The 21972-nt window shown below is 65.6% G+C and carries 19 protein-coding genes; 6 read left to right on the top strand and 13 right to left on the bottom strand.

Going from position 1 to position 21972, the window contains the following annotated elements; genetic code table 11:
* Window positions 1–244: 244 nt before the first annotated feature.
* Together R4P95_RS11425 and R4P95_RS11420 are read left to right on the top strand one after the other, a co-directional pair.
* A complete protein-coding gene (locus tag R4P95_RS11425) occupies window positions 245–1702 on the top strand; it encodes an APC family permease (RefSeq protein ID WP_317744519.1) in 1458 nt (485 codons plus the stop codon).
* On the top strand, window positions 1699–2454 hold the full coding sequence (locus tag R4P95_RS11420) for an IclR family transcriptional regulator (protein WP_317744521.1): 756 nt from the start codon (window positions 1699–1701) through the stop codon (window positions 2452–2454). The genes R4P95_RS11425 and R4P95_RS11420 overlap by 4 nt, the downstream gene beginning before the upstream one ends.
* Before the next feature lie 17 nt (window positions 2455–2471).
* On the opposite strand, the gene R4P95_RS11415 is transcribed toward R4P95_RS11420, so the two are convergent.
* The 5 genes from R4P95_RS11415 to R4P95_RS11395 form a co-directional block, all read right to left on the bottom strand.
* A complete protein-coding gene (locus R4P95_RS11415; protein ID WP_317744524.1) occupies window positions 2472–3245 on the bottom strand; it encodes an MBL fold metallo-hydrolase in 774 nt (257 codons plus the stop codon).
* 55 nt (window positions 3246–3300) lie between these two features.
* Window positions 3301–3897: a DinB family protein gene (locus tag R4P95_RS11410; RefSeq protein ID WP_317744526.1), complete on the bottom strand. Its 597-nt coding sequence runs from the start codon at window positions 3895–3897 to the stop codon at window positions 3301–3303.
* Between the two features lie 9 nt (window positions 3898–3906).
* Entirely contained in the window at window positions 3907–4518 is a 612-nt protein-coding gene (locus R4P95_RS11405; protein WP_213575579.1) for a hypothetical protein, read from the bottom strand.
* Between the two features lie 131 nt (window positions 4519–4649).
* The gene (locus R4P95_RS11400; protein ID WP_201453392.1) at window positions 4650–4811 is read right to left on the bottom strand and encodes a hypothetical protein; all 162 of its coding nucleotides are present in this window, start codon (window positions 4809–4811) and stop codon (window positions 4650–4652) included.
* 82 nt (window positions 4812–4893) lie between these two features.
* Window positions 4894–7107 carry a serine/threonine-protein kinase gene (locus R4P95_RS11395; protein WP_213575578.1) on the bottom strand — a complete coding sequence of 738 codons (2214 nt, stop codon included), beginning with the start codon at window positions 7105–7107 and terminating at the stop codon, window positions 4894–4896.
* A gap of 291 nt (window positions 7108–7398) precedes the next feature.
* Between R4P95_RS11395 and R4P95_RS11390 the strand changes: the two genes are divergently transcribed.
* Together R4P95_RS11390 and R4P95_RS11385 are read left to right on the top strand one after the other, a co-directional pair.
* Window positions 7399–8754, top strand: a complete 1356-nt coding sequence (locus R4P95_RS11390; protein WP_213575577.1) for an MCE family protein — start codon at window positions 7399–7401, stop codon at window positions 8752–8754.
* 121 nt (window positions 8755–8875) lie between these two features.
* Window positions 8876–9808, top strand: coding sequence for a dioxygenase (locus R4P95_RS11385; RefSeq protein ID WP_317744527.1), 933 nt, complete (start codon window positions 8876–8878; stop codon window positions 9806–9808).
* Window positions 9809–9889: 81 nt separating this feature from the next.
* Here R4P95_RS11385 and R4P95_RS11380 read toward each other — a convergent pair whose 3' ends face one another.
* Complete coding sequence (locus R4P95_RS11380; protein WP_317744529.1) at window positions 9890–10474, bottom strand: TetR/AcrR family transcriptional regulator; 585 nt, start codon at window positions 10472–10474, stop codon at window positions 9890–9892.
* Window positions 10475–10576: 102 nt separating this feature from the next.
* On the opposite strand from R4P95_RS11380, the gene R4P95_RS11375 reads away from it, so the two are divergent.
* Complete coding sequence (locus R4P95_RS11375) at window positions 10577–11719, top strand: acyl-CoA dehydrogenase family protein (RefSeq protein WP_213575574.1); 1143 nt, start codon at window positions 10577–10579, stop codon at window positions 11717–11719.
* 61 nt (window positions 11720–11780) lie between these two features.
* On the opposite strand, the gene R4P95_RS11370 is transcribed toward R4P95_RS11375, so the two are convergent.
* Together R4P95_RS11370 and R4P95_RS11365 are read right to left on the bottom strand one after the other, a co-directional pair.
* Window positions 11781–12956, bottom strand: a complete 1176-nt coding sequence (locus R4P95_RS11370) for an Nramp family divalent metal transporter (RefSeq protein WP_317744631.1) — start codon at window positions 12954–12956, stop codon at window positions 11781–11783.
* A 345-nt stretch (window positions 12957–13301) separates the two neighbouring features.
* Window positions 13302–14240: a dihydrodipicolinate synthase family protein gene (locus R4P95_RS11365; protein ID WP_317744531.1), complete on the bottom strand. Its 939-nt coding sequence runs from the start codon at window positions 14238–14240 to the stop codon at window positions 13302–13304.
* Window positions 14241–14447: 207 nt separating this feature from the next.
* On the opposite strand from R4P95_RS11365, the gene R4P95_RS11360 reads away from it, so the two are divergent.
* Complete coding sequence (locus R4P95_RS11360; protein WP_249354561.1) at window positions 14448–15437, top strand: LacI family DNA-binding transcriptional regulator; 990 nt, start codon at window positions 14448–14450, stop codon at window positions 15435–15437.
* A gap of 93 nt (window positions 15438–15530) precedes the next feature.
* Here the strand turns inward: R4P95_RS11360 and R4P95_RS11355 are convergent, their stop codons facing one another.
* The 5 genes from R4P95_RS11355 to rpsR form a co-directional block, all read right to left on the bottom strand.
* Complete coding sequence (locus tag R4P95_RS11355; RefSeq protein WP_317744533.1) at window positions 15531–16499, bottom strand: histone-like nucleoid-structuring protein Lsr2; 969 nt, start codon at window positions 16497–16499, stop codon at window positions 15531–15533.
* Between the two features lie 231 nt (window positions 16500–16730).
* Window positions 16731–18191, bottom strand: a complete 1461-nt coding sequence (locus tag R4P95_RS11350; RefSeq protein WP_213575571.1) for a glyceraldehyde-3-phosphate dehydrogenase — start codon at window positions 18189–18191, stop codon at window positions 16731–16733.
* Window positions 18192–18467: 276 nt separating this feature from the next.
* Window positions 18468–20672, bottom strand: coding sequence for a replicative DNA helicase (gene dnaB / locus R4P95_RS11345; protein ID WP_317744535.1), 2205 nt, complete (start codon window positions 20670–20672; stop codon window positions 18468–18470).
* A 555-nt stretch (window positions 20673–21227) separates the two neighbouring features.
* A complete protein-coding gene (rplI, locus tag R4P95_RS11340; protein WP_109334605.1) occupies window positions 21228–21683 on the bottom strand; it encodes a 50S ribosomal protein L9 in 456 nt (151 codons plus the stop codon).
* Window positions 21684–21700: 17 nt separating this feature from the next.
* Window positions 21701–21943: a 30S ribosomal protein S18 gene (rpsR, locus tag R4P95_RS11335; protein WP_109334606.1), complete on the bottom strand. Its 243-nt coding sequence runs from the start codon at window positions 21941–21943 to the stop codon at window positions 21701–21703.
* Between the last annotated feature and the right edge of the window lie 29 nt (window positions 21944–21972).

Here is a 21972-nt window from a genome sequence, read left to right as displayed (position 1 = left end):
GACTTTTCCGGCCACCGCGGCGCCGATTCTCATTCCGGCTTTTCGGGTCGGTGCAGCTGATCCACGGTATGTGCCGACGCGGCCCCCGGAATCGGGAGCACATTCTCCGGCCATTCTCATTCGAGGTGATCGAAAATTAATTCCGATCGGAGCATCGCGCTCGTCTCCTGCGCTAGCGTGCACTCATGCAGCCCCGGGTTGATCATTCGCTCGGGGCAGGCCGGAAAGTGTGGAGAGCAGGTGCATGGTGTCCGGTACACCGAGAATCAGAAGTAGATCACCGGTCGCCGGTCTCGAGCGGGCGCGTCTGAGTTTCGTCCAGGTGCTCGGGCAGTCCGTTTCCGCGGTCGCACCGTCGGCCGTGATGGTCACGCTGCCTGCTCTCGTCATACCCGACGCGGGCCGGGCGACCATTGCGGTGTTCGTCGCGGCGGCGATTCTGATGACGGCGGTCGGCTACTGCATGGGACAGTTCGCCACCCGGATGGTGGCCGTCAGTGGTCTCTACAGCTACATCGTGAAGGGACTCGGGGCGGTGCCCGGTTTCGGCGGAGGCTGGTCGCTGCTCGTCGGTTACGCGGCCGCGGCCATGGCGAGCACGCTCGGTGCCGCGAGTTACCTCGCCGCGCTACTCGGCCGAGTCGGGCTTCCTGCGGGATCGCCCCTCATCGCGGTCCTCGCGGCGATCGTCGGACTGCTCGCCCTTCTCCTCATGGTCCGGGGCGTGCAATTGTCGGCGCGGATCATGCTCGCCATCGAGGTCTTCGCGATCGTGGCCGCCTCCGCCGCGTTGGTGGTCGCGTTCGTGCAATCGGTCCGCGAGGGCGCGACCCCGTCCGCGGGCGGCGCGAAATCAGGTTCCGCGGTCGGGTTCGCCTTACTGCTCGCGATCACGTCGTTCGTCGGATTCGAGAGCGCGGGCACGGTGGCGCGGGAAGCCCGCAACCCGTTCGTCGCCGTCCCCCGCGCCATCCGGTGGACCCCGATCGCCCTGGGTGTTTTGTACGTGTTCGCGGCCGCCCTGCAGTTGCCGGAGCCGGTGCGGCAGGGAGTCGACTCGCTGCCGATCGTCCTCACGTTGCCCGACACGTCGGGCGCAGGTTCGTCGACGCTGTCGATCGTCATGGAACTCGGTATTACCGCCTCGTGGTTCGCGTGCGTCCTCGGTTCGACGACGGCGCTGTCGCGAACCCTGTTCGCGATGGGCCGCGAAGGGGTGGTTCCGAACGTGTTCGGCCGGACGCACCACCGGTTCCATACTCCGCATGTGGCGTTGACGGCCACGATGCCGGTCGTCGTCGCAGTGCCCGTCTTCTACCTGTTCATCAGCGGTTCGAGCCGCGACGTCCTGATCGGACTCCTCGCCGTGTCCGCCCACGGCTACGTCCTCGCGTACGTCCTGCTGTGTGTCGCGACGCCGGCGTTCCTCCGGCGGATCGGCGAACTGACTCGACTTCCGGTGATCATCGGCGTGCTGACGGCGACCGCGATGGTCGCACTGGTCGGGTGGGCGGCGTTCTCGCGGACATATGTCGCGGGCGCGGCGACCGCCGTCTACCTGTTTCTGATGCTTGTCGGCGCCGCGGTCTTCGCGATCCGCGCGCGTCGGTCCCCCGGAATCGAAGAACGGATGGGTGTGTACGACGAGGCCGTGGCCGAAGACCTGCTGGGGCGGTACCGACCGTGGGAGGTCCGCCGATGAGTGCCGACGACAGAACCCTGTCGGGGCGTCAGCCGAAGGCCGTCACCAGCGCACTGCGGGTGCTCGAGGAGGTGGCCCGGGCCGGCTCGGGTGTCACAGCGAAGGACATCGCCGCCCGCCTGTCGATGCCGTCGGCGACGACGTACCGACTGCTCAACATCCTCGTGGGCGAAGGTTATGTGGTGCGGCTCCCCGACCTGTCCGGGTTCGCGCTCGGACAGAAGGTCGGGATCCTCGTCGACGCGGCCGTCGTGCCCACCGTATGTGCGGCGGCGCGTGAGATTCTCGCCGAACTGCGACTGTCGGTACGCTTCGGGGTCCACCTGTTCTTCTACACCAACGTCGCCGTCCGCACGGCCGACGCCGACCCCGAATACCCGCCGCCGGAGGACGAGTCGTTTCTCAACCAGCACCTTTACGCGTGCGCGGTCGGCAAGCTCCTTCTCGCGGAGAAGTCGGAACTCGAATCCGTGATTCCCCGTTGGGAGCCACGGGCGCTGACGGCCCGTACGATCGTCGCGAGGAGCGAACTGCTCGCGAGTCTGGACCTGATCCGGAGCCAGGGTTTCGCCACCCAACTCGGCGAACTCCGCGACGCGTCGGCCTGCGTCGCCGTGCCCATCCGATCCGACACGGGCGCCCTCATAGCGAGCATCGCGCTGTCCGGGCACGTCGATCACCACCACCTGATGCTGAGGCACGTCCCGTCGCTGCAGGAACAGGCCGGCCGGCTCGGACGGTTCATCGCCTGACCCGGATGGAAGTTCGTTCAGGTGTGGGCGGAACCGTTCTTCCCGGCGGCTCGCTCGCGAACCGTCGCGACGGCGTCGCGGATCGGGGTGCGCTGTGTTCGGCCGTGACCCGGAATGAGCAGATCGGCGTCGAGGGTGGCCAGGGCGTCGAGCGATGCCAGGACCTCCTCCTCGGAGTGATGGAACATCGGGAGCAGCAGCTGCGGACCCACTGTGCGGGAAGTGGGGTGCCCCGTCACGAGGCAGTCCCCGGTCACCACCGCGCCGACGGACGGTAGGTAGTACGACGTGTGCCCGGACGTGTGGCCGGTGGTCGCCACCGGTAACGGGGTGCCGGGAAGGTCGAGAGGACCCGCGGCGGGGAACTCGGCGGCGTGGGGCACGGTGACGTGACGTGTCGCGCCCGCCCGGGCGATGCGCAGGGACCACCGCAACATTCCCGGCCGCCAGATGTTCTTGACGACGTCCATCTCACCGGCCTGTTCGAGGTACTCCCGCTTGGCGTGTGATGTCTCCACCGCGGACATGTACACGGGTGTTCCGTACTTGTCGCGGAAGTGGTTGATCGCTCCGATGTGATCGATGTGCGCGTGTGTCAGGAGGATTGCGCGAACATCCTCCGGCCGGCGACCGATGGAACGAATGGATTCTTCCACGGCAGGAATGTCGGCGGGGTAACCCGCGTCGATCAGCGTCAGGTCCGTGCCCTCCCGCAACAGGACCCAATTGACGTCGGTACCGGTCGCACAGAACACATTCTGTTCGACCTCGACCACAGTAGGACTCGGCACAGGATCCCCCTCAGCACGTCGCGGCCTTCCACGCTAGCAGCTGACGAACACCGCATCACGGCCTGTCTTCCGCCTCCGCGTCGGACGTGAGCGCCGACTTACGCAGGTACAGATCGCGGAGCAAGGCGATCTCCGCGCCGTGATGGATGACTTCCCGGTTCACGTGCAACACGAGGGCCGCCATCGAACGATCCGCGAACGGCCCCTCACTGGGACCGCAGGGACGGGCAAGGGCATCATCTGTCAGGCTCGCGACTCCTCGCACCCACAAGGCATACATCTCGTCGAGTTGGTCGAGGGCCTCAGCAGCCGTACCGGCGTAGTCGAAGCTCTGGTAGTCGACCGGACGACCACCGAAATGACTGCTGATACGGGCCCCGAAGACGCCGACGATAATGTGCCCGAGACGCCACGCGATGGTCGTGACCGGTGGCGGATCCGGTGCAGGAATGGCGAATTCGATCGTGAAGGCTCCGCTGCCGGCCTGCACGGGCGCGTGCGAAGTGCCGCGCGGGCGCACACTCCAGCAGTCGGGTACCGGCTCCCAGAAGTACTCGTCGTCACTCAGTCCCGCCAGCCTGGTGCGCAACTGCTGTTGCCAGTGCCAGCTCAGCTGATCACCCAGTTCGTACGACGAGTCGAGCGAGTGCATTGAAATTGCTCAGTTCTCCTGCACTAGTTCAACATCGGGGAATTCTACGGTCACACCCTCCGCCAACGGTGGGGCCTCTCCGGCTTCGGCGTGCCGGAAGAACGTCGGCACACCGAGCGCGGCGCGCAGGGTGTAGCGCCCCGGATCCGGCACCGAGAAGTTGTTGGCATAGTGGTAGAAGGTGCTGTAGTAGAAGTTCAGCGGCTTCGCCTCCACCACTCGACCGTCGGCGGCCACCACCTCCAGGGTGATCGGCACATTCGGCACGATCCGCCCGGTTGCTGCCTCGAACGGGATGATCTCGATGTGGTGCGTTTCTCCGGGCGCCGGCTCACGGAAGCGCTGACCGGGCCCGTCCGCCTCGTACCACGGCTCGGCCGGCTCGACGATGTACGCCACCCGCCACGCCCCGGACTCCGTCTCACCACCCTCGGCGGCGATCTCTTCCTCGAGGGTCTCGTACTGCTCTGCGACGCCGGCCGGCACGGCCTCCGCTGCGGCTGAGGCGCTCGGACCAGCCGTCGCATCGGCCGAGTCGGTGCCGCTGTCACCGCAGGCAGAAGCGAGCGTCACTGCGCCGACGGCAGCAAGGGTCATGAACGTGCGAGGCATCCGTTCCATAAGGTCCTCCTCAGGGCACCGTAGCGGAACAAGGCAAGGCTAAGTTAGCACCCGCCATGAGTCGGATTGGGCGGAATGCACAATCCCACTCATGGGATCCGTTCGGTGTCGCCGAGAACGGTTACCTCGGATTACGAAGTGTGTGTTCGCCTGTCGATGTCTTTGTCGACGGCGGTGGCGATGTCGTGGACGAGTCGGGAGTGCCAGTGCTTGTGTGCCTCGAGGTCGGCGGTGAGGGCGTGGCAGTCGGGGCACTCCGAGGAGGCGGGACCGGATTCGGCTGTATTTTCCATGGCGCTGCGCTTTCTGAGAGAAATCGTTGTTCTTCCACCGTGGCACGGGCGGGACCGATAGTCCACGGCCGCGGCTGATGCGCTAGACCACCCGCTCCAGCGCGCGCACGTCGGCATCGAGCTTCCTGTACAACCAGTACACCGCGACGAATGCCAGCCCGGAGGCCGCGCACAAACCGAGGACCGAATCGCGCACGAGCGGAAGCTCCGCGGGTTCGAGGGTGCTGAATCCGGCCAGCACCCCGACGAGTGGCACCGATGCCGTCACCGCCAGATAGACAGTGGTTCTTCGACGCAGCCCGTGTAGCACGACGGCGTCGTGGGCGGTCGTGACGCCGTGGCGCAGATAGATGGGATAAACACAGCGGACGACGTAGAACGTCGACAGAAAGAAGGTGTAGGCAACGGAGATGGTGCCCGACACCAGAACAGTCGTCGCCGCATGAACCATCAGCCGGGCCGGAAGGTCGGTGAACCAGCGAAGAAACATCACCCCCGCCACCGATGCGCAGATGGCGAACACGAACGTGTTCAGCGCACACAGGTCCCCCCAGACCAGTGTTCGCGACCGCACTCGCGCGAGGACGGCCTCGTCGTAGCGTCTGCCCTTGCGCAACCCACGAGGAACCGCGAGCAAATCGCGTGACATGTATGCGTAGATGAGGACGGCCAGCGGCCAGGCACAGAGGTTGAAAACCACAGTGCTCGTGTAGAGCTTCGAATAGGTGGCATCGGACAGGCGATCGTCGAGCAGTTCCTGGAGGTGCACAGCCAGATAGATCGTCGCCAGGCCGATCCCGACCAGCGAAGACGACCACAGGACGGGAGTGGGCGATCGCGAGAGGCGTGCCCTCCAACTGTTCGGGGGCGGATAGACCAGGTCGCGGGACCTCTGCTCGAGGCACAGGTCGAGCTGCTGCGCCAATTCCGAACCGCACGGGTAGCGGTCCTCACGATCGGGCGACAGACACTTCAGCAGCACTCTGCGCAGCGCCATGGGGCAGTCCGGCGGAAGCTCCGACAGGAACTTCGACTCGATCGGCCTGCGCCGCAGTTCCAGCATGCGGGCGAGGGACGTCTCCGACTCGCCGGCGGACGTCGCGTCCGCGAAGGGGCGGCGCCCAGTGAGCAGCTCCCACAACATCACGGCGAGCGCGAAGATGTCGCTTCGTGTGTCGAGGTCCGCGGCGGTCGCGGGCGAGCCCGGATGGCAGGCTTCGAGCTGTTCGGGCGACATGTACGCCAATGACCCGCCGAAGTACGCCAGCGGACTTGTGCCCTTGATGCGTTTGCTGGAACTGACGTTGAAGTCGGCCAACTTCGGAGTTCCCTCGGCGCTCAGCAGCACGTTCGCGGGTTTGATGTCTCGATGCAACACCCCTCGTTCCGATGCGTGCTGAAGCGCGTCCGCGAGTCGGCGGCCCAACCAGGCAACTGTTTCCGGCCACGTCAGTGAGGCGGCCCTGGCGCGAACGGCGGATTCGCTGGGCCGAACCTCGCCCTTGGCGGCAAGGACCCCGTCGACGGCATCGAGCAGCAGTTGACCACTACGGTGCTCCGGAGGAGTCGCGCGTAGTAGATGCACGACGTCGAGCAGCGTTCCCCCCGGGAGATACTGCATGTAGAGGAGCTTCAATTCGCCGTCCGCAATGAGCCGCTGGTCGAAGATTCGAACGATGTATTCGTGATCCAACTGGGCGAGGGTCTGCGGCTCGATCCCGTGGTTGTGGGAAATCTTGACCGCAACCAGTCGCTGCATCGACTGCTGCCGAGCGAGATACACCTGCGCGAAGGCGCCTGCCCCGATCCTCATCAGGAGGTCGAAGTCGTCGACACGGTCGCCGACGTCGATGTTGCCGAGAACAACTTGTGCCCGTGGACGAGCGATCATCGTGCTGCGGTAGTCACTCGTGTACTCGTCGAGCTCCGGGTTCCCCGCCATGGTGGCGGCTTCGGTGGCCATGGTGGCCGCGTCGACTCCGTGCGAACTTCGGCGGAGGGCGTGGAACTCCTCGTAGACCAGCTCGGCAGGCAGCGGACCATCTTGCAGCTCTGCGAACTCTGCGCGGTAGTCGGTCAGTCGTTTGGGGAAGTCGTGCCGAATCCAGCGGTATTCGAGGTCGATCTTGATCAATTCGATCAGTATCGATCGCCGCTCGGCCGGTTCGCGGGGTAAGTAGGCGGACAGGTCAGGTGGGGACCCGGACCCCCAAGCCTCCGAAAATTGTGCCACCACGGTGGCAAGCGCTGTGCGGGTTCGTTCAGCTGATTCGACCAGATCGGTCGGCTCGTACATCGGTAGCTCGGAGTGCCGCCCGAGGCCGTCACACAGCGGCTACGCGCGCTGTGGCCTTGTTTCGTTGTCGCCCCACTTTGTGTCCTTCCGCCGAGTCTCCCCGGTCAAGGGTATCGCTCCGATACGGGCGTATGGGCGCAAAGGGAGGATCGTCCGCAGTCAGGTATTTCCGGTAACTGCTCCGATGCGGCACCAGACCCGCCCGCGACGAGGCACGATAGATCACGGCATGGGCACTGCTGACACAGTCTCCGCCGTCGACCACCGACGGCGATCGTGAGGGTTGTCGAAATGAGAAACACGACATCGGTCGTGGGCCGCCGTGTACTGGGGCTGGTGTTCTTCCTTGTCCTGGCTCTGTTCCTGGCCGTCACGATCGGCATGTTCGACAAGACGTTCACGAAGGTGGTCAAGATTGGGCTTGTCACCGACACCGTCGGAAATGCGCTCCCGCCCAATGCGGACGTCAAGGTGCGTGGCCTGATCGTCGGAGAGGTGCGGTCGGCCTCCACCAAGGAGGGTGAGGTCACCTTGGATCTGGCCATTCAGCCGGACAAGGCCGAGCTCATTCCGTCCAACGCGACGGCGCGATTGCTACCCAAAACCCTGTTCGGCGAACGGTACGTGTCGCTGATCGTGCCGGAGGGGGACACGGCTCCGCCGATCCAGGCTGGTGACGTTCTCGAGCAAGACAAGAGTGGAAATGCCGTCGAGATCGGCGAGGTCCTCGACGGCTTGCTGCCGCTGCTGCAGGCGATCCCGCCGCAGGACCTGGCGAACACGCTCGGCGCACTGTCGCAGGGACTCAGTGGACGCGGCGCCGAACTCGGTCTGACGCTCGACCGGCTCGAGGAGATCTTCGCCGGACTCAACACGGAACTTCCTGCGATTCAGGAAGACCTGCGGGGTATCGCAGACTTCTCGCAAACATATTCGGAGGCGGCACCGGACCTGGTCAACGCGCTCGACAACCTGCGCACCACGGGGAACACGGTCGTCGAAAAACAAGGTGTTATCTCACGGCTTCTCGCGACGCTCACCGGAACGAGTTCGTCGACCGCGGACCTCCTGCACACCAACGCCCAGAACATCGTCCTGATCGCTGCCGATTCCCGTGAAGCACTGCAACTCCTCGGCCGCTACTCGCCCAGCTTCGGTTGCACCTTGGCGGATTTCGTGGAGGCTGCACCGATCGCCCGTGAGCTACTCGCGCTGGACGATCCCAATCCCGGCGGTCGAGGGACTGTTCAGTTCATCAACCCGAAGGGCCGCTACCTGCCCAACCAGGACGAGCCGCGCCTGCTCGACAACCGCGGACCCGCCTGCTACGACGACGTCACGGCGCCCGGCGGCAAGTTTCCGCAGTACCCGGGCGGATCGTTCAACGACGGCTCGTACCAGGTGCCCACGCGGAATCCCGGCCCCCCGAGCATCGAGTACTTTCCCGCGCCCGCCGGCGTCCCCGATCAGGTTCCGGGATGGGGAGCCGAGATCGCGCCCGCCAGTTACGCGGGTTCGAAGATGGAACAGGACACGTTGGATGTCGTCTACGGCGAGGCCGGGGGAATTGCGCCGGAAGACGTGCCGAGCTGGACGACGCTCGTCGGCGCGCCGACCATCAGGGGAACCGAAGTGACCTTCGAATGACGACGGTCAGGGCCGCTGCGCGGGCCGAAAACACATACAGCATTCTCACAGCTCGTCTCCAGGTTGTCTGCACGTGCCGCTGTTTGCATGGACCTCAACCGGAAGCAGCTATGGAGGACTCATGACCGACAACGCACGCCATCACTCCGCGGACGCGCACGAACACGACCGCGGGCTCACCCACGACCTGAAGGCGATGCTGTCGCGCCGCCGCGCCTTGTTCGTGTTCGGAGCGGCGGGCGCGTCTGCACTCGCCGCGTGTTCGTCCGCCGGATGGACCACCACCGCGGCGTCCGCGTCGAGCGAAGAGGCAGCGTCGTCGGCCGTCGCCACCGACGGCAACTGCGTGGCAGCGGCGCCGCAGGAAACGGCCGGACCCTACCCGGGTGACGGTTCCAACGGGCCTAACGTTCTGATCGAGTCGGGCGTGGTGCGTCAGGACATCCGCAGCAGTTTCGGGTCGTACTCGGGCACCGCGGAGGGCGTCGAGACCACTATCGAATTATCCCTGCAGAACCTGGCGAACGACTGTGCCGCGGGTACGGGCATGGCCGTCTATCTATGGCATTGCGACCGGGACGGTGAGTACTCCCTCTATGGCCGGGATATCACCGAGCAGAACTATCTGCGCGGCGTCCAGGTGGCCGACTCGGCCGGAGCCGTGTCGTTCACGTCCATCTTCCCGGCCTGCTACTCGGGGCGCTGGCCACATATCCATTTCGAAGTGTTCGACTCCCTTGAAGCCGCGGTGGCGGGAGAGGATCCGTGGTTGACCTCGCAGATCGCGATACCGCAGGACGCGTGCGAGAAAGTCTTCGCCTACGACACCGGGTACGCGAAGAGCGTGAGCAACTTGTCGGACGTGTCTCTGCAATCGGACAACGTCTTCGGTGACGGTTGGGACGCCGAGTTGGCGACCGTGACGGGCGAACCCGCCGACGTGATGACGATCGCCATCACGATCGGTGTCGCGGAGAAGTCGGCGAACGCGGAGTCCGCTCCGAGCGCTCCGCCGGCAGGTGACCCACCGGCAGGGGGCCCGGGCGGCGGGTAGCCTCCCATGGGTGCGCCCGGCCGGTAGACGTGCCGATCACCGGCTACCGACCGTATCGATTGGGCGACAATGCGCCGGGCCTCAGGCGCTGATCCCTGCGGTCAGAATAGCCGCGAGTTCGCGGTAGGCATGGGCGTCGTCGAGGCCGGTACTGTTCCGGACCCCGCGTTGCTGAATGCGCACCATCATGGTGGTCACGAGGTCGGCGGCGAACGCGGCATGGACGTCACGGAAGTCGCCGCCGGCCACACCGTCGTCGATCAGAGCCTTGACGCGCCCGGCGGCGATCTGTGTGTTCTGCTCGTAGACCTCGCGGGCCGGCGGGAAGGCGTCGAGGTCGGCCATGAACTGGTCGGACGCAGCCGTAAGCGCGGTACCGACCGCGGACAGGTAGGCGCTGATCCGCTCTCGGGCCCCGGAAATTTGGGCGATGTGCGACTCGACGTCCTCGGTGGCGCGGCGGAAGAAGTGCACTGTGGCCTCCCGGACGAGCTGCTCCTTGCTGTCGGCGAGGGTGTAGAGGGTGGATTTGGAGCACCGCAGCCGCGCGGCGATCTCGTCGAGTGTCAGGTGAGCGAACCCTTCGGCCAGGAAGAGGTCGACCAGCGCGTCGAAGAGCTGGGTGCGCCGTCGCGTCGCGAATTCCGGTCGGGTGATCTGCTCCATACACCGGATAGTACTGGCGCAGCCCTTGCAGTACTACTTTCGCATCAGTACTGTGAGCCGTAGCTCAGTACTGTTTCCGTCGTCTTCTCGAGGAGAAATTTCGTGGCCGTCGATCGTTTGCTGCCCACCGACGAAGCGCGTGACCTGATTCAGCTCACACGCGATGTCGCCGACAAGGTCCTGGCGCCGATCGTCGACGAGCACGAAAAGTCCGAAACGTATCCCGAAGGGGTCTTCGCCACCCTCGGTGAGGCCGGACTGCTGAGTCTGCCGTATCCGGAAGAGTGGGGCGGCGGCGGACAGCCCTACGAGGTGTACCTGCAGGTTCTCGAGGAAATCGCCGCCCGGTGGGCGGCGGTCGCGGTGGCGGTCAGCGTCCACAGCCTCGCCTGCCACCCACTGATGGCCTTCGGCACCGACGAGCAGAAGCGGCAGTGGCTTCCGGACATGCTGGGCGGCAACAGCATCGGCGCGTACAGCCTGTCGGAGCCGCAAGCCGGGTCGGATGCTGCCGCGCTGGCCTGCAAGGCCGCCGCGACCGATGGCGGATATGTGGTGAACGGTGCGAAGGCGTGGATCACCCACGGCGGCATTGCCGATTTCTACAATCTTTTCGCCCGCACCGGCGAGGGGTCGAAGGGCATTTCTTGCTTCCTGGTGCCGAAGGGCACCGAGGGGCTCTCGTTCGGCAAGCCCGAGGAGAAGATGGGCCTGCACGCGGTCCCGACGACGTCGGCGCACTACGACGACGCCTTCGTCCCGGTCGAACGGCGGATCGGCGCGGAGGGTCAGGGTCTGCAGATCGCTTTCAGTGCACTCGATTCCGGGCGCCTCGGTATCGCCGCGGTCGCTGTCGGTCTCGCCCAGGCGGCGCTCGACGAAGCCGTGAGCTATGCCAAGGAACGGTCGGCATTCGGCAAGAAGATCATCGACCACCAGGGGCTGGGGTTCCTACTCGCCGACATGGCCGCCGCTGTCGACTCGGCGCGCGCCACCTACATCGACGCAGCACGCCGCCGCGATGCGGGCCTGCCCTACTCCCGCAACGCGTCGGTGGCCAAACTCGTCGCCACCGACGCCGCCATGAAGGTCACCACCGACGCGGTCCAGGTGCTCGGCGGCTACGGCTACACCCGCGACTTCCGCGTCGAGCGGTACATGCGGGAAGCGAAGATCACCCAGATCTTCGAGGGCACCAACCAGATTCAGCGGTTGGTGATCAGCCGCACGCTCGCCGGAAACTGACTACTGCACCAGAGGCGGGTCGGCGCACCGTGTGGTGTGCCGACCCGTCGTCTTGCCTGTTTCAGCTGAGCAGTTCGTAGATCAGCAGGCCGGACAGGGACAGGATCGAGACGAAACCGAGCGCCCCGATGACGTTCTTCCACCAGGTGTTGCGGAGGTTGCCCATCAGCTGGGAGTTGTTGCTCATCACGAAGAGCAGAAACCCGAGGAACGGTGCGATCAGGACAGTCAGCGCCTGAGCGACGATGATGAGCTGGACCGGCGACTTCGTGAACAGGATCGTGATGACGAGACCGAAGGCGAGGATCACGGCGCTGGTGCGTTTGGCCGTCGGCGTGCTGGGCGAGGGTCCTTTGTCGAGCGCATCCGAGAGCATGGTGCCGCCGGCGGTGGCGTTGGCAACCATCGCGGAGAACGCGGCTCCGGATAGGCCGAGGGCGAAGATCGTCGATCCGACGGGGCCGGCGAGTGGTTCGAAGATCTTTGCCAGGCCGGCGAGAGTGGTTGCTTCGGTGTCTGCCCGTCCGAGGACGGCGGCCGCGACGATGATGACGAGCGAAGTCATGATGCCCGGTGCCACGATGCCCGGGACGGTGTCGGCGATGGTGGTTTGCCGATATTCGGCCGCGGTGCGCTTTCGTTCGTGTGTGCCGTACGAGGTGAAGAAGGCGGCGTTGAGCGAGAAGTTGGTGCCGACCAGGGCGACGACGAGGAGTTGTCCGCCGGGCGGGATGGAGGGGACGAGCCCGTTCACGGCCTGAAACCAGTCGGGCTGGGCGATGACGGCGCTGATGACGAAGGTGGCCGCCAGCAGCGCGACTATCACCAGCAGGACGCGTTCGACGGTGCGGTATACGTTGCGGAACAACAAGATCAGACCGACGAAGGTGGTACAGACCGCGGACCAGATGAGCGGGGACCCACCGAAGACCATGGACAGACCCAGACCGGAACCGACGGCGTTACCGACCGAGAAACACAGGGTGATGATGAAGACGCCGACTCCCGCGGCGACGCCGACACGGCGACCCAGCACGTCTTTCACCGAGCTGATCATGGACACCGGTGTGCGGATACCGAGTCGGACGCTCATGTCCGCGTAGACGAGCATGAAAACGGTCGAGAGGGCGATGACCCAGATCAGGGAATAGCTGTATTCACTGCCGGCCTGGACGGCGCTGGCAAGGTTGCCGGGACCGAACTGCCACGCGCCGGCGATGAACGCGGGCCCCGCCATCGCCAGCGTGCGGACCCAGGTGCGTTGCGCCCGGGGTGAGCCGGCGGGTGGTCGAGGAGTGTCCGCGACCACAGCATCGCCTCCGGCCGATTCGACTGACGTACGAGATTGCTGACTCATGTGTGAGCCTACTTTCTGGTGTTCGAACCGCCGGTGCGGTGTGCGGCGCTGACGTGTGGCCGGCGCCGCCGGCTCGAAGGGAAGCTACGGCGACCTGCGGCCGCGGTAGGCCGGGGCAACTTGGGGGGACGCTGCCCGGCCCGGAGTATCCGGGCCGGGCCGGCGGGAACGCGCGCGGCAGATTCCGGGAAATGCCCGGGAACTGGTCCGACGGGGTGTGCTGGGTCAGGCGGGAACGGTGACCGAGGACAAGCCGGCCGACTGCAGGGCCGCGGCGATCTCGGCACCGGCACCCTCGGCCAAGGGAAGCAGCGGCGGCCGGACGGTGGCGTGCTCGAGGATGCCGCGGGCCACCAGACCTTCCTTGAGCGCGACGGTGCCCTCCATGTGCGAGCCGCGGTGATAGACATTGGCCGTCACCGGCAGCAGGCGGTCGTGGATTGCCCGAGCCGCGGGGTAGTCCTTGGCCTTGCCGGCTGCGATCAGCTCGACCAGCGGCTCGGGAGCGAGGCCGCCGTAGCCGACCAGCAGGCCGTCGACGTCGAACACCGTGTGCAGCAGGTACTCGTCGTGGCAGCTCAGAATCTGCAGGTCGGGGTTCTCGCGGCGCAGGACCGGGATCTCACGGTCCCACCGGCGCATGTTCCGCACCCCGTTCTTGGTGGCGAACACGCCCGGCTGAGCGGCGATCTCGAGCTGGGTGTCCAGGTTGTACGTGGCCTTGGTGACGTCCGGGTACTGGAACAGGATCAGCGGCAAGCCCGACCCTTCATAGATCGCCTTGTAGCGATCCTGCGGTGCACCCTCCTGGTAGCCGAACCGCAGCCACCCATGGGAGGGGTAGACCAGGCCGGCGGAGGCGCCGGCGTCGACCGCACGGCGCGCTTCTTCCACGGAGACGGCGGTCCCTTCCCCGGTGATGCCGGCGATGATGGGCAGCCGGCCGTCCACGGAGTCCTTGAAAGCGGCGATGACGCGAACCTGCTCGTCCTGGGTGAGGAAGGTTCCCTCACCGGCGTGGCCGAGCACGACCAGGCCCTTGACGCCGTCGATACTGCCGAGCCACGAGCCGAGGCGCGCGATGGCGTCGTAGTCGACGTCACCGTCACGGGTGAAGGGTGTTACCGGCGCCGGAGTGAGTCCGCGAAGGTCGAGTGTGCTCATGATTCTCTTTCCGATCGACGTTGTGCAAACGTTCCCGGGAACGTTCCCGTGAACGATTTCATCGTGCAGTAGAATCGGCGATTGTGTCAAGCGTCACGTGTCTGTGGCGGTGTGAACGGGACGTCACCGTGGGATCGCGGCGGCGCCGGGGCGGTAGACAGGAAGATTGTGGAAGCGAACGCACACGGCAGGAACCGGGTAGTGACTCTGCGTGAGGTCGCGGAGGCCGCGGGGGTAAGCACCTCGACGGTGAGCCGCGTGCTCGACGACCGGGTGCCGCCGTCACGGTCGGCGACGGCCGAACGCGTCCGCGCGGTCGCCGACCAGCTCGGCTACCGGCGCAACACCTTCGCCTCCAGCCTCCGGCGCGGCCACACCGCCACGATCGGGGTGCTGGTGCCGCGGCTCAGCGACACGGTCATGGCGCTGATGTTCGAGGCGATCGGGCGAGCTGCGCATCGGCTCGGTTACTTCACCGTCGTCGCGACCACCGGCGACGACCCCGCCGACGAGCAACAGGCGGCACAGACTCTCCTCGGTCGCAATGTCGACGGCCTGATCATCGCCTCCAGCCGCCGCGAAGACCCCCTTCCACGGCAACTGAGAGAGCAAGGCGTGCCGCACGCGCTGGTGTTGCGCACCGACGGCGTCAGCCCGTCCTCGATCGGCGATGACGAGGCCGGTGGCTACCTCGCCACCCGGCATCTGATCGACCTCGGGCACACCGACATCGCGGTGCTGTCCGGCCCGCTGTTCACCTCGACCGCCACCGGGCGTCTCGCCGGCGCGATGAAAGCCGTTCGCGAAGCGGGGATCACCCTCGATCCGGACTGGATCGTCGAGTCCGGATTCGGAATCGAGAGCGGCGAGGAAGCCGGACGTCGGCTCTTCGCCTCCTCGACTCGTCCGACAGCCGTCTTCGCCGCGAACGACAACCTCGCCCTCGGAGTCATGGCCGCAGCGCACCAACGGTCGCTGTCTGTCGGTGAGGATCTGGCCCTGGTCGGTTACAACGACATCCCACTCGCGCAGCGACTGCCGGTTCCCCTGACTTCGGTGCGCACCCCATTCGACCAGATCGCCGCCACTGCCCTCGATCTGTTGTTCTCTCCCGCAGCGAGCAGCGATCCGATCCGGCGTGCTCTGCCCACCCTGATCCCGCGTCGTTCCTCAGGACCGCACAAATTGCCTACCTGAACGACTGGAGCAAGTGCCCATGCGAAGTCGACTACACCTTCGATTCCAGCCCGAACAGTGACACGTTTCCGCCTACCTCGCCGAGGGTTCGCGTCACGGTTCGGGGTGGGCGGCGGTGTAGGCGTCCCAGACCTCGGGGCGTAATCGGCCGCGGTCGGGCACGGGGAAGCCGTGGTCGCGGGCCCACGCGCGGACCTCGGAGGTGGACGGCGCGGGCGCCTTGGCGGGTGTGTCGTTGGCCGCCGGTGCGCCCGAGGCGGGTGGTGCGGCGACGACATCGGCCCAGATGTAGGCGGCTGCAAGGTACCGATAGGTCCATTGTTCGGCGAGGGCGCGGGTTTCGCAGAAGACGAGCGGCACGTTCGGCCATCGAATCTGGAGTTCGGCGAGCCCGTCCGCGACGATGGCGGGCCGGACCCGGTCGAGGGCGTATATCGCCGAGTAGCGGTCCTCCACCACGACGGCGGCGCGGGGTAGCGCAGCAAGTTCGGCGAGGGCATAGCGCAGTTTTCCGCTGGTAAGGCTCGATACCAGGTCGGGGAGTGATTTGCGTTCGACCGAGGCGATCAAGGTGTCCTCGCGCAGCAGTCCGTAATCTCCACACGGTAGGGCGCGTTTGACGGTAGTGACCTGCTGGTCGGCGAACCGATACGGGTATCGCTCGTGCGAGTCGACGACGATGTGCAGGTCGGCGATCCCGGCGGCGCGGGCGGTGGGGGTGCTGACCTTTGGTCTGGCTTGTTTACGGGTGCGCGGGGACTGCCAGAACACCATGTCGCGGCCGCGGGCGGTGGTGAAGACGATCTGGGAGCGGTTCTCCCTTCCGCGGTCGAGGATGAGGTCGATGGCGGCGCCGCGCCGGGCGCACGACCGCAGTCGTGCGCGTTCGACGACCTCGGGGTGTTCGGGCCACTCGCTGACCGGAACGGGATGGCAGTAAAGCGCTTTCGTGCGGGGCCACGTTCCTGCGGTGCGCAGCACGAGTCCGCCGTCGATGGGCAGCCGGAGCAGGTAGGGCAGCTTGGAATCCGGGTCCGGATTGGCAGCAATGAGCAACTCCACTTTCTCAGGGTCTCACTGATCCGCGTTTCGTCGGCGAAGGCGGCGCCGGTTTCGTGTCCGGATGAGGCTGGTACTCGGCTCGAGGCCGGCCTCGCGGACGGGCATGAGATCGGTCGCGGCGGAACCATACGAACGACGAGCTTTCGGCGGCGAGGCCCACCGAATACGCGACGACGCCCGGGGAGAGCAGCCACTGCTCGGCCCGGGCGCCGCGAACGAACGGTGCTGCGGTCAGACCACCGACACCGCATCGGCGGCGTCCACCGCGGGGTAGATGGGGTACTCCACACCGGACAGGTACTGGACAGTGCGCACCACCTGGCACGAGTATCCGAACTCGTTGTCGTACCAGACGTAGAGGATGGCGGTGTCGCCGTCGACGATCGTCGCGTTCGCGTCGACGATGCACGCGGCGCGCGAACCGATGAAGTCACTGGACACGGCATCGGTTGCAGCGGTGTAGTCGAGGTTCCGGCTCAGCGCTCCGGTGAGCGACTCCTGGCTGAGATGCCCGAGCACCTCCTCCCTGGTGGTCTCACGGTCCAGCTGAAGGTGGAGGATGGCGACGGACACGTCCGGAGTGGGAACGCGGATCGAGTTGCCAGTGATCTTGGCCTTCAGCTCGGGGAGCGCCTTGGCGACCGCCGACGCGGCTCCGGTCTCGGTGAGCACGAGGTTGAACGGCGCCGAACGACCACGACGGTCGGCCTTGTGGTAGTTGTCCAGGAGGTTCTGGTCGTTGGTGAACGAGTGCACGGTCTCGACGTGCCCGCGGGACACACCGAATTCGTCGTCCATGGTCTTCAGCGGCGGGACGATGGCATTGGTGGTGCAGGACGCGCACGACACGATCTGCTCGTTCGGGTCGAGGTCACGGTGGTTGACGCCGTGCACGATATTCGGGACGTCTCCCTTGCCGGGAGCGGTGAGCACCACCTTCGCGACACCGGGGCGGAGGTGCTTCGACAGTCCGTCGCGGTCGCGCCAGATTCCGGTGTTGTCGATCAGGATGGCGTTGTCGATGCCATGCTCGGTGTAGTCGAGGCTCTCCGGGTCGTTGCTGTAAATGAACTTGATGACGTTGCCGTTGGCGATCAGTGTGTTGTTGTCGGTGTCGACCTTGATCGTGCCGTTGAACTGCCCGTGGACGGAGTCACGGCGCAGCAACGATGCGCGCTTGATCAGATCGTCGCTGCCACCCTTGCGGACGACTACGGCACGCAGGTTCAGCCCGTTGCCCGAACCGGCCTTCTCGATGAGCAGTCGAGCGACGAGGCGACCGATACGCCCGAATCCGTACAGGACCACGTCCTGCGGCTGCGCGGGACTCGTGTGGGCGCCGCCGACCAGGTCGGCGAGGCTCCGTGCAACGAACTCAGGGACCGTTGCTCCGTCGCTGTTGGCACGATAGGCCATCACCAGCAGTCCGAGGTCGACCTTCGAGGGCCGAAGATCGAGGTGAGTCAGCGCTTCGAGGAAGGGGAACGTCTCCTCGACGGACAGTTCGTCACCGCTGATCTGCCGAGCGAAACGATGGGTCCGCAGGATGCTGATGACCGACTTGTTCACCAGGGAGCGGCTGTGAAGCAGGATCGTCACCGAGCGTCTGCGGTGCAGGCCGCCGATGATCGGGATCATCGCCTCCGCGAGAGCTTCCTCGGAGTTCCACTGGGCCAATTCCACTGTGCTCACTGCGCTTGTCTGCCTTCCCGGCTCATCTGTCCTTGGATCGGATGCCGGCGAGCGCACACCCTTCCACCAGCAGTGACCTGGATCACCGGAGCCGGTTTCGTGACTCGCGGACACCGGCGCGCCCGACGCCTCATCATAAGGAAGCGCTTCTTTGGGCCGACAAGCCGGTCGCCGAAGCGTCCGCTGGGACGAGCATCCGGCCAGGCAACAGGCCGAGTGTGGGAGGAGAGAGGGGCGGCGGCAGCAAGCAGGCAAGCCGCTGGAACTATCGCAAAACTACCCCCGCGCCATGTCCACGAACTTGGAGAGGTGGAGCTGGTGCGCCACGGTGATGGTGGCGGTGGGGCCGTTACGGTGTTTGCCGAGGATCAGGTCGGCTTCTCCGCCGCGTGGGTCGTCGCGTTCGGTGGCGTCGGGGCGGTAGAGCAGGATCACCATGTCGGCGTCCTGCTCGAGGGAGCCGGATTCACGAAGGTCGGCCACCTGAGGACGCTTGTCCTGGCGCTGTTCGGGGCCACGGTTGAGCTGGCAGATCGCGACCACCGGAACCTCGAGTTCCTTCGCCAGAAGCTTCAGGCTACGGGAGAATTCGGAGACCTCCTGCTGACGGGATTCGACCTTCTTGCCAGAGCTCATCAGCTGCAGGTAGTCGATGACGATGAGCTTGATGTCGTGTTTCTGCTTGAGCCGCCGGGCTTTTGCGCGGATCTCCATCATGGTGAGGTTGGGCGAGTCGTCGATGAAAAGCGGCGCCTCACTGATTTCGCTCATGCGCCGGGCGAGCTTCGTCCAGTCGTCGTCCGTCATCTTGCCGGAACGCATGTCACCGAGCTTGATCTTCGCCTCCGCCGACAGCAGACGCATGACGATCTCGGTCTTGCTCATCTCGAGCGAGAACATGACGCTGGCCATGCCGTGCTTGACCGAGCACGAACGCAGGAAGTCCATGCCCAGCGTGGAGTTGTGCGTGGGAATCATCGAGCGACCGGCGAGGTACAGATGATCGGCGTTGTCTACCTCGACGCAGCGTACGGGAACGCTGTCGACCTTGCGCATATCGACGATGCGCCGTGATCGGCGCACATCACCACGGAGTTGCTTGTGGCGGAGGGCCTTCCGGTGCATCTGGAACACGTCATCGTCAGCGTAGAAGGCGACGCCACTTTCCGCGCGGTGGCAGTCGTATCCCAGACCGACGACGAGTTCGGCGACATCGTCCGACAGCGATGGGTCGCGGGTCTCGAGACGAATTTCACCGTCTGCCGCGACGGACGCGGCGGCGTCGAGCATCCCGGCCAGCAATTCGCGGCGTTCGGATTCGGAGCCGCGGAGCAGTTTCGCCGGAATCCTCTTGTTCTCGGCCTGAACGACGAGATCGGCCACACCGACGCGCAGTTCGGGATCAACGGTGGCACCGACCGTCAGCGAGGCCCCCAATGCGTACGGGTCGACAGGCACATTCGACGAAGCGAACTGCAACGCGCGGGTATTTGCCACCTGATGACGGGCGCCGATCGAGCCGGCGATCTCACCGGTGGTCCGGACAGCGCCCTGCCCGTCGATGTCCGTCAGCCACTGATGCTGCTCGTCGGCGACGAGGACGGTTCCGTCGGAGAACTCCACCTCGTAACAGGGGCGGTCGTTCATGACCTCGGTGGCGGCGACGACCCGGGTGGGCTTGCCGTCGGCGTCGATGAGGTGATCGCCCACTCGGACGTCGCCCATGGTGGTCCAGCCGGTGGGGGTGGGCAGGGGGGTGTCTAGCGCCAGCGCCTTACCCACACCGGGCCGCGCTGCGACGATGATCATCTGCCCGGGGTGGAGGCCGTTGGTGATTTCGTCGAGTTCGACGAAGCCGGTGGGCACGCCCAGCGAGATGCCGCCGCGGCTGGCGATGGAGTCGATCTCGTCCATCGTGGGCTGCAGGAGTTCCTCGAGGGGGACGAAGTCCTCGGTGGTGCGGCGTTCGGTGACCTCGAAGATCTCGGCCTGTGCGCGGTCGACGACCTCGGCGACGTCCTGCCCGTCGGCGCCTGTGTAGCCGTACTGGACGATGCGGGTGCCGGCGTCGACGAGGCGACGCAGGATGGCTTTCTCGGCGACGATCTCGGCGTAGTAACCGGCGTTAGCAGCCGTGGGCACGGTCTGGGTCAATGTCACCAGGTAGGAAGCACCACCCACCCGGCGCAGCTCACCACGACGGTCCAGTTCCGCCGACACCGTCACGGGGTCGGCGGGCTCACCGCGGCTGTAGAGGTCGAGGATCGCGTCGTACACGGACTGATGCGCGGGACGGTAGAAGTCTCCCGGACGAAGCACCTCGAGCACGTCGGCGATGGCGTCCTTGCTGAGTAGCATGCCGCCGAGGACCGACTGCTCCGCCGCCATGTCCTGAGGTGGCTGGCGACCGAACTCTTCACCGGGTTCCGCGTCGGGCGGCCCCGGGTATTCGGAACGGCCCCGATCGTCTACTACAGCCACTCGACCGACCTTCCCCATCACTGTTGCGCCGCTCGGAAACTGCAGTCCCCGTGGTGCACGAACCTTTTGTACTCGGCCCTACCGACAACCTTCGCAGGCTCTTCGCGAGAGCCGGCTCCGGAATCGTGAGACACGCCGGGACGACGTTAGGGATTAGCCAAGCCGTGTACAAACCAGCCTGTGTACACAGCTGGGGACAAAATGTGGAAACCGCTGGGTACGTTTGTTAACCCCATGGGGATAACCTGAGGATAAGTGCACATCACATTCTCATCTCCGCAGATCAGCGCCGTTTTCCACGCTTTCCCCACTGTGGATGAAAACCCGTTCGGCGTGTCTCTCACGTCGACGACTCGGGCGTGTTGGGTTCGTCTCCACTGCGCACGCGTATGATCCAGGTCACTCGACGCAGAATGCGCGGCTAACTTTCAGACACATCCCTGGAATGCATGGTCCCGCGCAGTTCACGACCCGAAATGTCCGAGAAATCCGCATGGACAGACGCGGGCCCCCACACGCCGAAGCGCGTGGGGGCCCGTGCAGCGAACGAGTCGACTAGGCGGCGACGACGTTCAGGTGGAACTTGGCAACCACGTCGGGGTGCAGGTTCACGACGATGGCATGCTTGCCGGTCGCCTTGATGTGAGCCTTCGGCAGCTCGAGGCTGCGCTTGTCGACGACGGGTCCGCCCGCGGCCTTGATGGCACCGGCGACATCAGCCGCGGTGACGGAGCCGAACAGCTTGCCCGAATCACCGGCGGTCTTGACCGTCAGCGACACGTTCTCGAGACCTTCGATGGCAGCCTTGAGCTCCTTGGCATGGTCGAGACCACGCACAGCGCGAGCTTCCTGAGCACGACGGATGCCCTCGACCTGCTTCTCGGCGCCACGGCTGGCAACGATGGCCAGGCCGCGGGGCAGCAGGTAGTTACGGCCGTAGCCGTCCTTGACCTCGACGGTGTCGCCAGGCGCACCGAGGTTGTCCACGTCAGCGGTGAGGATGAGCTTCATGTCTTCCCTCCCTTTCCTTAGCGAGCCACGGTGGCGTAAGGCAGCAACGCCACCTCACGTGAGTTCTTGACGGCAATGGCAACGTCGCGCTGGTGCTGGACGCAGTTGCCGGTGACACGGCGCGCGCGGATCTTGCCGCGGTCGCTGACGTACTTACGCAGAAGCGTCGTGTCCTTGTAGTTGATCTGCGTGTTCTTTTCTTTGCAGAAAGCGCAGACCTTCTTCTTCATTACCTTGTCGCGCAAGGGCGGCTTCGGCATTTGTTCGCTCTTTTCTGGATGTTCCGATC

Source organism: Rhodococcus sp. IEGM 27 (assembly GCF_033142305.1).
GTDB classification, from domain to species: domain Bacteria; phylum Actinomycetota; class Actinomycetes; order Mycobacteriales; family Mycobacteriaceae; genus Rhodococcus_F; species Rhodococcus_F oxybenzonivorans.
This window is presented reverse-complemented; position numbering and strand designations above follow the sequence as displayed.

Excerpts from the sequence above, each read along its gene's own strand:
- R4P95_RS11425 (WP_317744519.1), top strand. The coding sequence starts at position 245 with ATGGTGTCCGGTACACCGAGAATCAGAAGTAGATCACCGGTCGCCGGT.
- R4P95_RS11420 (WP_317744521.1), top strand. The coding sequence starts at position 1,699 with ATGAGTGCCGACGACAGAACCCTGTCGGGGCGTCAGCCGAAGGCCGTC.
- R4P95_RS11410 (WP_317744526.1), bottom strand. The coding sequence starts at position 3,897 with ATGCACTCGCTCGACTCGTCGTACGAACTGGGTGATCAGCTGAGCTGG.
- R4P95_RS11405 (WP_213575579.1), bottom strand. The coding sequence starts at position 4,518 with ATGGAACGGATGCCTCGCACGTTCATGACCCTTGCTGCCGTCGGCGCA.
- R4P95_RS11400 (WP_201453392.1), bottom strand. The coding sequence starts at position 4,811 with ATGGAAAATACAGCCGAATCCGGTCCCGCCTCCTCGGAGTGCCCCGAC.
- R4P95_RS11395 (WP_213575578.1), bottom strand. The coding sequence starts at position 7,107 with ATGTACGAGCCGACCGATCTGGTCGAATCAGCTGAACGAACCCGCACA.
- R4P95_RS11390 (WP_213575577.1), top strand. The coding sequence starts at position 7,399 with ATGAGAAACACGACATCGGTCGTGGGCCGCCGTGTACTGGGGCTGGTG.
- R4P95_RS11385 (WP_317744527.1), top strand. The coding sequence starts at position 8,876 with ATGACCGACAACGCACGCCATCACTCCGCGGACGCGCACGAACACGAC.
- R4P95_RS11380 (WP_317744529.1), bottom strand. The coding sequence starts at position 10,474 with ATGGAGCAGATCACCCGACCGGAATTCGCGACGCGACGGCGCACCCAG.
- R4P95_RS11370 (WP_317744631.1), bottom strand. The coding sequence starts at position 12,956 with ATGGCGGGGCCCGCGTTCATCGCCGGCGCGTGGCAGTTCGGTCCCGGC.
- R4P95_RS11365 (WP_317744531.1), bottom strand. The coding sequence starts at position 14,240 with ATGAGCACACTCGACCTTCGCGGACTCACTCCGGCGCCGGTAACACCC.
- rplI (WP_109334605.1), bottom strand. The coding sequence starts at position 21,683 with ATGAAGCTCATCCTCACCGCTGACGTGGACAACCTCGGTGCGCCTGGC.
- rpsR (WP_109334606.1), bottom strand. The coding sequence starts at position 21,943 with ATGCCGAAGCCGCCCTTGCGCGACAAGGTAATGAAGAAGAAGGTCTGC.